The 11,667-nt window shown below is 63.5% G+C and carries 10 protein-coding genes and 1 pseudogene; 8 read left to right on the top strand and 3 right to left on the bottom strand.

Translation table 11 applies throughout. The features are described from left to right. Nucleotides 1–920, top strand: a pseudogene (locus MKW15_RS11370) (restriction endonuclease); the annotation flags it as partial. Between the two features lie 101 nt (nucleotides 921–1,021). Here the strand turns inward: MKW15_RS11370 and MKW15_RS24555 are convergent. The 3 genes from MKW15_RS24555 to MKW15_RS11355 form a co-directional block, all read right to left on the bottom strand. Beyond that, nucleotides 1,022–2,269, bottom strand: a complete 1,248-nt coding sequence (locus MKW15_RS24555; RefSeq protein WP_240857727.1) for a transposase — start codon at nucleotides 2,267–2,269, stop codon at nucleotides 1,022–1,024. A 199-nt stretch (nucleotides 2,270–2,468) separates the two neighbouring features. After that, on the bottom strand, nucleotides 2,469–3,023 hold the full coding sequence (locus MKW15_RS11360; RefSeq protein WP_240857726.1) for a hypothetical protein: 555 nt from the start codon (nucleotides 3,021–3,023) through the stop codon (nucleotides 2,469–2,471). A gap of 219 nt (nucleotides 3,024–3,242) precedes the next feature. Continuing rightward, on the bottom strand, nucleotides 3,243–4,457 hold the full coding sequence (locus MKW15_RS11355; RefSeq protein WP_240857725.1) for a protein rep: 1,215 nt from the start codon (nucleotides 4,455–4,457) through the stop codon (nucleotides 3,243–3,245). Nucleotides 4,458–4,664: 207 nt separating this feature from the next. Here MKW15_RS11355 and MKW15_RS11350 point away from each other — a divergent pair, with 207 nt between their 5' ends. The 7 genes from MKW15_RS11350 to MKW15_RS11320 all read left to right on the top strand — a co-directional run bounded on the left by MKW15_RS11350 (nucleotide 4,665) and on the right by MKW15_RS11320 (nucleotide 11,493). Then, a complete protein-coding gene (locus MKW15_RS11350; RefSeq protein ID WP_240857724.1) occupies nucleotides 4,665–4,805 on the top strand; it encodes a hypothetical protein in 141 nt (46 codons plus the stop codon). A 598-nt stretch (nucleotides 4,806–5,403) separates the two neighbouring features. Continuing rightward, nucleotides 5,404–6,225, top strand: coding sequence for a polyphosphate kinase 2 (gene ppk2 / locus MKW15_RS11345; protein WP_374246951.1), 822 nt, complete (start codon nucleotides 5,404–5,406; stop codon nucleotides 6,223–6,225). A 5-nt stretch (nucleotides 6,226–6,230) separates the two neighbouring features. Continuing rightward, a complete protein-coding gene (locus MKW15_RS11340; protein WP_240857723.1) occupies nucleotides 6,231–7,331 on the top strand; it encodes a hypothetical protein in 1,101 nt (366 codons plus the stop codon). A 31-nt stretch (nucleotides 7,332–7,362) separates the two neighbouring features. After that, on the top strand, nucleotides 7,363–7,965 hold the full coding sequence (locus MKW15_RS11335) for an NUDIX hydrolase (protein ID WP_374246949.1): 603 nt from the start codon (nucleotides 7,363–7,365) through the stop codon (nucleotides 7,963–7,965). 135 nt (nucleotides 7,966–8,100) lie between these two features. After that, entirely contained in the window at nucleotides 8,101–8,655 is a 555-nt protein-coding gene (locus MKW15_RS11330) for a YceI family protein (RefSeq protein ID WP_240857721.1), read from the top strand. Between the two features lie 171 nt (nucleotides 8,656–8,826). Then, nucleotides 8,827–10,542 (top strand): adenylate/guanylate cyclase domain-containing protein, encoded by a 1,716-nt coding sequence (locus MKW15_RS11325; RefSeq protein WP_240857720.1) that lies wholly within the window; start codon nucleotides 8,827–8,829, stop codon nucleotides 10,540–10,542. Between the two features lie 72 nt (nucleotides 10,543–10,614). After that, nucleotides 10,615–11,493: an oxidoreductase gene (locus MKW15_RS11320; RefSeq protein ID WP_240857719.1), complete on the top strand. Its 879-nt coding sequence runs from the start codon at nucleotides 10,615–10,617 to the stop codon at nucleotides 11,491–11,493. The last annotated feature ends 174 nt before the right edge of the window (nucleotides 11,494–11,667 follow it).

Here is an 11,667-nt window from a genome sequence, read left to right as displayed (position 1 = left end):
TGTTAATGCTGCGAAACCTGAACTCGCCGGAAACCTACTTCCAGGCGGCATTCCGAGTCCAGTCACCATGGTCGATCAGGAATCCCAACGGCGACACTCCGAACGAAGAACAAGTGCTCAAGCCGGCGTGCTTCGTGTTCGACTTCGCACCCACACGCGCGCTTCGCCAGATCGCCGAGTATGGGATTGGACTTGCTCCCGAGGAATCCAATCCAGAAGATGCTGTCGAGGAGCTGGTTGGGTTCCTTCCAGTGCTGGCCTACGACGGTTCTCACATGGCGCAGATCGACGCGGGTGAGATCCTTGATTGGGCGATGGCTGGCACGTCCGCCACATTGCTCGCGCGCAAATGGGAATCCGCTCTGCTGGTAAACGTTGACAACGAGACATTGCGCAAGATCATCGCGAATGAGCAGGCGCTAGAAGCGATCATGAAGATTGAGGGTTTTCGGGCGCTTGGAAGTGACGTCTTCGAGACGGTCATCAACAAGAGTGAGCAGGTGAAGGAGGCCAAAAAAGAGAAGGGGGAAGACATCACCCCGAAAGAGAAGAAGGAGCTGTCCGCGGAGGAAAGGGAGTATAGATCAAAGCGAAAGATGATTCAGGAGAAGTTAGTCAAGTTCGCGACTCGCATCCCAGCATTCATGTATCTCACAGACTTTCGCGAGAACACGCTCAAAGACGTCATTACCAAGCTCGAACCGGAACTCTTCAAGGCGGTCACCGGCTTAACTGTGGATGACTTCGGTCTACTGGTCTCTCTCAACGTGTTCAATAGCACTCACATGAATCAGGCAGTTTTTTCCTTCCGCCGCTACGAAGATGCGTCGTTGTCGTATACCGGAATTGAAAGTCACGAAGGTTTGCGCCACTTCGGATTGTACGACACGGTGGTTGCTCGCGAAGAGCTAGCGCAGTGACCGGCGGGCCAACTTTGCCTCACATCTGGGTCAGGAAAAGACCCGCCAATCCCCAGGACCTGGGGACAGCGGGCGACTATGTAGATGAACAATACCCCACCTCACCCAGTATCGCGAGAGAAAGTTTCCACACCGAGGCTCGGCTCTTCGGCAATGACGCCGGAATCGCCATTAACCGGGGCCAGCCTGGCCCCGTTAGCCCGCCTCGAAGGGCGTAGGGGTCGCTCGCGCAGCTGGCGAGGGTCGGTACGCCAACGGCGTAGGAACTCCTCGTCAATCTGAGCGAGAACCTGATGCCTGGGCATCGCGGGACCAATACCCGACAGCGAACGTCGCTGCCTGATGGCCCTGGCCCCATTGATGTCGGCATTCAAGACTCGTCCGCAGAACGCGCACCGAAACTTCGCTTGGCTAGGTCGATTCCGTTTGTCGACGTAGCCGCAACCGCTGCATGCACGCGAGGTGTAAGCGGCATGGACAGCTGTGACGCTCACGCCTGTATCTGCCTCTAGTGAAGCAAGTTTCGCCGACCACGCACCTCGGCCAGCCCGTGTTATCAGACGGTTCATCCGTTTCGACAGCTTGGGCGAACGAAAATCGAGGTCTTCGACGACGATCTCAGCAAGCTGCGGGTCGCGCACGAGCCGGTTGATGATCCGCCCAACCTCATTGCGCACGTACTCACGGATGCGGCCCTGGAACCGGCGATAGCGGCGGCTATCTGTCGGTCGGACGCCCTGCCGACGTAGTGCAGCTTCGAGAGCCATCAGCTGTTGGTCGCGAGCTACCAGCCAGGTATACACGGCAGTGCCAAGTCGACGCCCATCGCTGGTGGACGCCATACTGCACATGCCCCAGTCGACTCCCAGCACTTTCGGGTCCTTGGGACGCCGGATCTTGGCCTTGGCGCGATTGCGCACCACCCGATAGATCACATCGCGATCACTGACCGTGACCTGCAGGAAGTTCCTGCGCTCTCCGGGCGCAGTGGATTCGTGACGATTGCGGCCGAGTGGGATGAGGAGCGTCCCTTCGCCGGGCCGTCGACTGATCCGCGCCCACACCGCGTGGGGCGATCCTGATTCAGCCGCTTCAAGCGTGACGCAAGACGCATCCATCGCCATGGTTCGACAACTGGCAAAATTCGGGAGCGGGAGAGACGACCGCATCAGATCAATAACAAGCGGCTCAAGAGCTGCGTTGGCCCACCACTCATGCCGCAGATTAGCTTTGTATAGGGCTCGCCGTTGCGCGTCGGTGAGGTCAGGGATCGCAGCAATCGGCGCCTTCATCGCGCTGGTCATGCGCGCCTGCCACGATCGCAGGGCCGCATTCACCTGATTGACCACCGATTTCCACTGTCGCTGCGACAAATACCCTGGCATCGCGCTGGTCTTGATATATCCTAGTCGTCTACCTTCCCGCATACGACGGGATTGGATTACCTGAGCGTGGATCAGCCCGCGCCGCCAGTGCGGTAGAAGTTCCCGAATTGCATCCGTCTTTCGGGTGTTCGCGTGCGACGGAAGCACATACGAGCGGGATACTTCAGGCGTCATGCGCGCGCTCTTCACGTTTCAAGTCGCGATCGTCACGCAGAGCATCGGCGATGCCGACGACGAGCCAGCCACAGGTGTCCCACAGGTCCGTCTGCTGCGCGCGCGCTTCGTCCTCGATTTCTGCGTCGGTCGTATCAGCCGAGATGGCCGATGAATCGTATTGGTCGGTTGCTGTCGCGGTGCTTGCATCGCCCTCGAACGCTGCCACCGATACCTCAATCGCATCGTAGGCGGCATCAGCCGCCACCTCATCCTCCGGTTCCAACTTCCCGACTCGATTGTTGCTGACTGCGGTGATGATGGCCTCGAAATGGCGTCCATTCTCGTCGAGGAACTTGTCGACTGCGGAGGCTGATGCGGGTGCTAGCTCCCAGTGTGCATCCGCGACAATCGTGCTGCGCTGATCAACCGACAAAGGAAAAGCCGTTGACTCGACACAGATTTCGCCGTCCAGGGCGATCGAGAGCCTGATAGGCAGTAGACACCTCTCCCGCTCGAACAGGTACTGCGCCTCCGCATTGAGATCAGGTGTAGTGGTCGACATCGCCGCTCCTTAAGGGCCTTCGGGTCGACTGTACTGGCCGACAGAACACATTGAAGCACACATGACCGACATCGCCTGTTTACTAGACAAGTACGAAAAAGGCTCGTGGCCACCACCTTTCAGGGTGTTCGTGTCAAGTCTCGTGATCGATCGACGAGCATTGCACAGCCTGCTCCCTTCTCATTCAACCTTCCCTGACCGGGCGTCCCGCGTCTGCAACTAGCCTGAACGCGCCTGCGCACGCACGCGATTCGCACGCCGCAGCTTCTCTTCCTCGTGTTCCCACAATCCCAACGACGCGACATCGACGCGCAGCTCCACCCCGAGAGCGCGGCAGTGCTCCGAAGCTGCCGCAATGCCATCACGCTCCACGATCGCCGCAATCGCTTCGACACTCGACCCCCGCGCCGAAGCTTGACGTGCATCCCCAGCCGACATCACCGCCACAACCTCGACATCATCGATGTCGTCCTCCGCCGCGAGAACATCATCGTCGACATCCGGCGTCGTCAACTCCAACAGCTCTACAAGGCCCACCTTTCCGGTCCGGCGGCAGGAACGGGACATCGTCACTTGCCGCTTGCGCTCGCTAAAGCGCTCCCACTCCTGCCAACGAGCAGCCAGCCAGCTTTGCATGCGGACCAGCTCATCGCTTGAGCTGATGCCAAGCCGTCTGTCGGCAGCAGCCGCATCCTCGAGTTCGGCAAGTGCACCGAGCAAGCCGAATGGTGTGAATCCGCCCTGCGACTCTTTCCCGGTGTGCGCGAGGGCTTCCAGAGCCATGCGCCTACCGTCACCCAGTTGGGCGGCGCTCCTGGCGCCCGATTTCAGAAGATAGTCGGCGAGCGAAGGGCTTTCGAGCAGTGCGCGCTCGACATCCCCTTCGAACGCCTCCACGTTTTCGAGTTTCATCGGTCGGATGTCGATCCCGTGCTGCCAGCCCGTACGAAACGCTTCACGCTCCAGGCGCGCGCTCCACCGCTGCAAGCCTAAACTCCACCGCTTGAACAGCCTCGACTTCAGTTCGGACAGTCGTGCCGCGGACGGCGCCGGACCCTGAAGGAAGAGCAGTGTGTGGTAGTGCGGGTGCCAGCCGTTTTCCCAGGTGAAAGTGCATTCAGTCGTCCGGTGATACCCGCGAATGGCGTACTCGGCTTGGTCGCTCTGCCACTGCCGGCCGGACACGACATACCGCTGCGCCGTCAAAAGCGCTTGCCACACGTCGGCAAGCGCGTCAGACCTCTTGTGTTGCACCGTAAAGGTGACCATGACCACCGAGTTCCCGGCGGCCACCCAACGCGCGATGCCCCGCCCGAGGTCCATGGCGCGCTTGACGGCGATTTTATGTGCACAGACTGGGCACGCCCACACCGAGCCGCAAGTACTCACTCCCGCGACGGAGCACGACCCGGACGCCGTCTGCTTGAACGCCACGCCGTGCGGGAATGGCCGACCACACTGCCGCACCCGCTCCAGTGTCGTGACAGTCCGCGCAACCTCCCGGGCGCGGCCACGCTCAGTTCGGGCATCAGCACGTGAAACAGCACGCTTCCGCGTGCCCGCCTGTTGCCGCTGCTGATTACCTCGCGTGCGCGGCCGACGGCCGCGCACGTCCCCGCGGCCCGGAAACATTGTCCGCGTATGGGTACGAACGTTCCGGGACCCTCCGGTCGGGGCGGGACCGGCGGCGGCTGCGCCGCCCCCTTCGCTGCGCGCGGCTCGTACCTCGCCGTGCTCGCTGCGGGGCTTCGCGCCGGTCTGGCCCGCCCCGACCTCGAATAACGTCGACTGACCCGACGTGGGTACCCCGGAGCCAATCGTGGCGGTAGCGGGGCGCTGCCGGGTGCCGCTACGCTGAGCAGCGGATGATTGCGCGTGGACGTGTGTGGACACTTGCGTCTCCCGAGCCCCCGGCCAGCTGCAACTGGCGCGGGGGTTTCTTGTCGGGAGTTGCGGGAGAAGCTATGGGGCCTCTACGGGGCCAACGCTTTGGACAGACGGTGCGGATTGCGCACGACCCACCCAATCTGTCCGATCTGACCTGTGAAACCAGGGTTGCCAGGTATTAACAACCCTCTGAAAAGCGGAAGGTCGCCGGTTCGATCCCGGCCCTGGCCACCACAAAACCACCTGGTAACAGGTGGTTTTGTCGTTTCTGGGTCTCCGCCGGGGCGGTTGACGGAGTGCGGTATCCAGGCCCGGCCGCTGCACCGCGGGATACATGAGGCGAATCCGAACAACACGCGTTGTGTGGTGATCGAGAAACCAAGCTCACGGATCGGTCAGGTGACGACACGGCCACAGTCCCGCGCCGGTCGACGGCGACGTCGTAAAGTTCACGGAATCCGGCAGAGACGATTCGCAATGGTGAGGATTCGCAGTGGGCAAGAAGAAGAGCGACAAGAGCCACGACGACGAACCCGGAGTTCCGGGTCCCATGAAGAACAAGGAGTATCTGCCGGAGCTCAAGAAGCTGCACGCGGAACTCGTTGCGCTGCAGGAGTGGGTGCGATCGACGGGCGCCAAGGTGTGCATCGTCTTCGAGGGCCGCGACACGGCAGGCAAGGGCGGCGTCATCAAGGCCCTCACCCAGCGGGTGAGCCCACGGGTCTTCCGGGTGGTCGCGTTACCCGCGCCGACCGACCGCGAGAAGTCGCAGATGTACATCCAGCGCTACGTCAAGCACCTGCCCGCCGGCGGTGAGGTCGTCATCTTCGACCGCAGTTGGTACAACCGGGCGGGGGTGGAGAAGGTGATGGGGTTCTGCACGCCGGAGCAGACGCAGCAATTCCTCACCGACGCACCAGCATTCGAGCGAGCTGTGGTCGCCTCCGGTGTCATCCTCCTCAAGTACTGGCTCGAGGTGAGTGAGGACCAGCAGACCCTCCGGTTGCAGAGCCGCATCGACGACCCTCGCAAGTATTGGAAGCTGTCGCCCATGGACCTCAAGTCCTACACCCACTGGGACGACTACTCGCGGGCGCGCGACGACATGTTCCGTTTCACCGACACCGGTTGGGCGCCTTGGTATGTGGTCAACACCGACGACAAGAAGCGGGGTCGTCTCAACGTGATCACGCACCTGCTCGGGCAGATTCCCTACACGCCGCTCGCGAAGCCCGACATCGAACTGCCGAAACGCAAAACCGGGAAGTATCAGAGTCCCGATCTCGAGCTCCGTCGAATCCCGACGCCCTACTGATCGCCATGACGCCACCCACGCCCGCAACCGGTCGGGTCGCGCCGGTTCGTCCGACCGCTGTCCTGGTGCGCAGCGCCTACGGTGCGGTGGCGGTCGAGTGGTTCCTCATCGTCGCCATCACGACCATCCTGGTGACCCGCGCCTACCTCGCGTTGACGGGATATCCCCAGGTCGGCGGCGGCAATCTGCACATAGCCCACGCGCTGTGGGGCGGCGCGCTCATGATGCTCGCGCTGATCACCGGGTGGTTGTTCCTCGGTGCAGTGCCACGTGTGGTCGCGGTGATCATGGGCGGCATCGGATTCGGACTGTTCCTCGACGAGGTGGGCAAGTTCGTCACCCGGGACAACGACTACTTCTACGGCCCGTCGGCCGAGATCATGTACATCCTCGTCGTGCTCATCCTGCTGATCAGCCGGATCGTGCGCGATGTCCGCAAACCCACCACGGCCGAGGCGCTCGCCAACGCGGCGTCGATCGCGGCCGACGGTGTGGCGCACGGACTTCCGGCCCGACGACGCGAACAGGCGACCGAACTGCTGAGCTTTGCCGAAGATCGTGGGGGCGATCCCGCGCTGGTCGCGAACATCCGGGGCGTGCTCGCGTCGAGCGCCGACACCCCGGACCGGTTGATGCAGTGGCGCGATCGAGCGATCCGGCTGGTGCCCGGGTTCCTGCGGAGTCCGCGCTGGGTCTCGATCGTCGGCTGGGGGCTGGCGTTCCTGTCGGCGGTCACGGTCGTCGCCGGCACGTTGAGCTTCTACTTCCACGAGGGTCGACGGGGCGACGTGGACATCTACCTCGAATTGAGCCGTAGTCACATCGCGACGTGGATTCTGCTGATCAGTGGCGTGATCACTCTCGCACTGACGCTGCCCGCGATGATCGCACGCCGACGTGGCGCAACGCTGTGGCCGCTGCGCTCCCTGCGGCTCGGTGCACTGGTGTTCACGTTGTCCAATGCGCTCGTCGACTTCGCGCTCGAGGGTTTCGGCGCGCTGGCGAACCTGGCGCTGGGTCTGTTCGCGCTGAGTGTGATCGCCTATCACCTGTCGCAGGCGCAGGTTGTCACCGCGGCCGGCGACCACGACAACGTGCACATGTGACGCACCGACCAGCACGTGATCAACTGAAGGAATGGACCACCTCGACCGTGCCCAAGTGACCGCTCGCATGGCTGGCTTCGAACGCCGACCCGCTCCTGCCGCCGACACCCGGCCGGCCGCGGTTGCGGTGGTCATCGCCGAACGGGATGGTGCGCAGGGCATCTGGCTGATGAAGCGACCCGCCACCATGCGACGCCATGCCGCGCAGTACGCCCTGCCCGGCGGCCGGCTCGATCCCGGTGAGGACGCGATCACCGCCGGGTTGCGGGAGTTGCACGAGGAACTGGGCATCGAGCTCGACGCGTCGTCGGTGATCGGCTTGCTCGACGACTACCGGACGCGGTCGGGTTTCGTGATGACGCCGATCGTCTGCTGGGCCGACGACGCGTTCGAACCGGTGCCCAACCCGGACGAGGTGGCCCAGATCTTCTTCGTGACGTTCGACGAACTCGGCGTCGAACCGCGTTTCTTGACGATTCCGCAGTCGCCGCGGCCGGTGATTCAGCTGCCGATAGTCGGGGCACTGGTTCATGCGCCGACCGCCGCGGTCATCTATCAGTTCGCCGAGGTGGTCCTGCGGGAGCGCCACACTCGCGTCGATGGTTTCGAACAACCCGTTTTCGCCTGGTCATAGGCGCGCAACGCCGACTGTGGTGCGGATCACATCAACTCTTTTCACGGACCTGGAATCGAATCGGACCGCGGTCCGTTTAGAGTGGTGATGGGCCGAGACGGTCCACAGACCTGACAGACCTCAAGGAGAACCACAATGACTGCAGCAACCGTCACCGCTCCGATCGCAGCCGGCACCTGGAAGATCGACCCTGTCCACTCCACCGTCGGCTTCTCTGTGAAGCACCTCATGGTGAGCAAGGTCCGCGGCAAGTTCGGCACCTTCAGCGGCACCATCACCGTCGCCGAGGACGGCACCCCGTCGGTGCAGGCCGAGATCGACGTCACCTCCATCAGCACCGGCAACGACCAGCGCGACGGCCACATCCGTTCGGCCGACTTCTTCGACGCGGAGAAGTTCCCGACGGCAACTTTCGTGTCCACCGGCGTTGCTCCCAAGGGCGATGATTACGTCCTGACCGGCGACTTCACCCTCAAGGGCGTCACCAAGCCGGTCGAGCTCGAACTCGAGTTCAACGGCGTGAACCCCGGCATGGGACAGGGCCCGGTCGCGGGCTTCGAGGCCAAGACCGTCATCAACCGCAAGGACTTCGGCATCGACATCGAGATGCCGCTCGAGGGTGGCGGCGTTGTCGTCGGTGACAAGGTCACCATCACCCTGGAGATCGAGGCAGGCCAGCCCGCCGCCTGATCCCACCTGGCTCGGCTTTGTCGGCATGACCTGTCGACATCGCCGATAAGTACGAGGCCGGCACCGCGAACATCCCCGCGGAGCCGGCCTCGTCGTCTTGGGCCGTATGGCGCTGTCTGATCTGCATCGCGCTCGGTACGCTGCGACTACCAGTGAAAGGTAGGAGCAGCGATGACACGAACGCGCGGGAGACGCGCTCGTGGGTTCTGGACGCGTCTGCGTCGTCGTCGTGCCTCCCTCGCCTGGGGTCTCGACAAGGTGTCGACGCCACGAGGCTGGGCGCGCATCGGGCCGGTCATGCGCACGCGAATCGCACGCTATGCCGTGGTGGTGGCGGTGTTGGCGATCGTGGGCAGCAACGCTCTGATCGGCCTCGAGACCTTCCTGCTTGTGCAACTCGCCTACAACGGCGGGCAACTGACCTTCGAAACCACGCTCGGGGCACCCAATTTCCCCGCGGTGATCTTCGCCGTGGTGGTCGGCATGGTCATCAACGTGGTGCTCGGCGTGGCAGTGTTGCGCCCGCAGTTGCAGTGGTTCATCAGCTGCGCACCGGCCGACCATGATCGGCGTCGGGCGGTGCAGCGCATTCCACGTCATCAGGTCTTCGGCACGATGGTCGCGTGGAGCGCGGCGGTGATCTGTTACGCGCTTGCGGCCGACGACCTCACCGTCAAGACGTTGTCCGGGGTGGCGGTGGCATTCACGATGGCCGGCTGTTCCAGCGGTTGCCTCACGTATCTGTTCGCCGAGCGTGCCGCGCGTCCGATGTCGGTTGCCGCGCTCCACGATTTCCCCGCCATCCACGTCTTGCACGGTGTTCGCGGCCGGATGCTGGCGGTGTGGGCGGTCAGTTCGGCGGTCCCGATGGTCGGGCTGCTGGTCGTGAATGTCGGACGCTGGACCGGAATGCTGCCCGACGTGCAAGGGGCGGTCGACTGGACGACGGTGGTGCTGGCCATCGTCGGACTGCTGGCCGGTGCGCGCGTGATCTTCTTGGTCGGCAAGGCCATCACCGATCCGCTGACCGAGATGCGCCGGGCCGTGGAACGTGTCGATCGCGGCGACCTCAACGCGCGGGTCCCGGTGTACGACTCGTCGGAACTCGGTGTGCTGCAACATGGTTTCAACGAGATGGTGGACGGTCTCGAGGAGCGGGACCGGATGCGCGAGATCTTCGCACGGCACGTCGGCGGCACGGTCGCCGAACTCGCGATGGAACGCGGACTCGGATTGCACGGCACCAAGGCGTACGTGGGAGTGCTCTTCGTGGACATCGTCGGCTCCACGGCGATCGCGGCCGAACGGGGACCCGACGACACCGCCCGCCTGCTCAACTCGTTCTTCGGAATCGTCGCCGACGTCGTCGACCAACATTCGGGTTTCGTCAACAAGTTCGAGGGTGATGCCGCACTTGCTGTGTTCGGTGCTCCCGTCGACATCAGCAATCCGGCGGCCGCGGCACTCGCGGCGGCGCGCGACCTCACCGACCGTCTCGCCGAGAACCTCGACATCGGCTGGGGGATCGGGGTGTCCTACGGCGAGGCGTTCGCCGGGAACATCGGCGCCGAGCAGCGCTACGAGTACACCGTGATCGGCGACCCGGTCAACGAGTGCGCCCGGCTCGCCGACATGGCCAAGACCGGTCGTATCTCGGTACTGGCCAGCGGTGCGGCGGTGCACACGGCGGGCGCCGAAGCGCAGCAGTGGCAGTTGCTCGGCACACGTGTGGTGCGCGGCCGGACCGAACCCACCGAATGCTTCGCGCCGGTCGAGGTGGTGGCGCGCACGCCGTCACCCGGCCTGTTCTCCGGGCTGTTGAAACCGGCCCGACGACTGGTCGGCACCAACCCATTGCGATTGCCGCTCAACATGATCGGCTGGTGACGCAGGTTGCGTCGTTGACGCGGCGCGGTCTCGTCAACAGCGTGGGAAACACCACAACCGGGAGGATTGCACGTGAGTGACTGGGCGAGTGCGGACATCGAGGATCAGACGGGACGCAAGTTTGTGGTCACCGGCGCCAACAGCGGGCTGGGTGCGCAGACCGCGAAGGCCTTGGTCCGCGCGGGTGCCGAGGTGATCCTGGCCTGCCGCAACACCGCCAAGGCCGACGTGGTCGCAGCCGAGTTGGGGTCCAAGGCCACCGTCGCCCAACTCGACCTCGCCGATCTGAAATCCGTGCGCGCGTTCGCCGACGCCTTCGACGGCGCGGACGTCCTCGTCAACAACGCCGGCCTCATGGCTGTGCCGCTGAGTCGGACCGCCGATGGCTTCGAAATGCAGATCGGCACAAACCATCTCGGGCATTTCGCGCTCACCGGCCTGGTGTTGCCCAAGATCGCCGATCGCGTCGTCACCTTGTCGTCAGGTGCCCACCAGATCGGCCGCATCGACCTCGGTGATCTCAACTGGGAGAAGCGGCGCTACAAGCGTTGGCAGGCCTACGGCGACTCCAAGATGGCCAACCTTATGTTCGGCAAGGAACTGGCCGCGCGGCTGTCGGCGAGCGGCTCGCCGGTGAAGTCACTCATCGCCCATCCGGGTTACGCCGCAACCGAATTGCAGGGTCGCACGGAGACCTTCAGCGATCGTTTGGCGCGCTTGGGTAACAAATTGCCGATCGCGCAATCGGCGGCCGACGGCGCGTTGCCGACCCTCTATGCCGCAACCGTTCCCGACGTGAAGTCCGGCGAGTTCTTCGGCCCGAAAAAGTATTTCGGACTCCAGGGCCCTCCCGGGCGGTCGCGCTACAACAAGAAGGCCGACGACGTCGCCTTCCGCTACGGCCTGTGGTCGCTGTCGGAGAAGCTCACCGGGGTGACGTTCGAGATCTGAGGCCTGGCTGATCCGAAGAGTTCGGTGACCGACGCTCTGACCTGGGCAAACGCCGCAGTGCTCTGTCCCTGAAAATAGGGGAAGAACTTCTTCCCCGGGGTTCACAGTCGTCCCCTAGAAATTCCTAGGGGAAAACTCCAAGGGTAGGGGACGAGTTTTCTTCCCCTACTTTCC

The organism is Gordonia gummivorans (genome assembly GCF_022513585.1).
Lineage (GTDB): Bacteria > Actinomycetota > Actinomycetes > Mycobacteriales > Mycobacteriaceae > Gordonia.
The sequence above is the reverse complement of the archived record's forward strand: the minus strand, read 5'-3'. Positions and strand labels throughout refer to the sequence as shown.

Coding starts and splice junctions, on each gene's coding strand:
- MKW15_RS11335 (WP_374246949.1), top strand. CDS start 7,363: ATGGACCACCTCGACCGTGCCCAAGTGACCGCTCGCATGGCTGGCTTC.
- MKW15_RS11350 (WP_240857724.1), top strand. CDS start 4,665: ATGGGTACGAACGTTCCGGGACCCTCCGGTCGGGGCGGGACCGGCGGC.
- MKW15_RS11360 (WP_240857726.1), bottom strand. CDS start 3,023: ATGTCGACCACTACACCTGATCTCAATGCGGAGGCGCAGTACCTGTTC.
- MKW15_RS11340 (WP_240857723.1), top strand. CDS start 6,231: ATGACGCCACCCACGCCCGCAACCGGTCGGGTCGCGCCGGTTCGTCCG.
- MKW15_RS11325 (WP_240857720.1), top strand. CDS start 8,827: ATGACACGAACGCGCGGGAGACGCGCTCGTGGGTTCTGGACGCGTCTG.
- MKW15_RS11330 (WP_240857721.1), top strand. CDS start 8,101: ATGACTGCAGCAACCGTCACCGCTCCGATCGCAGCCGGCACCTGGAAG.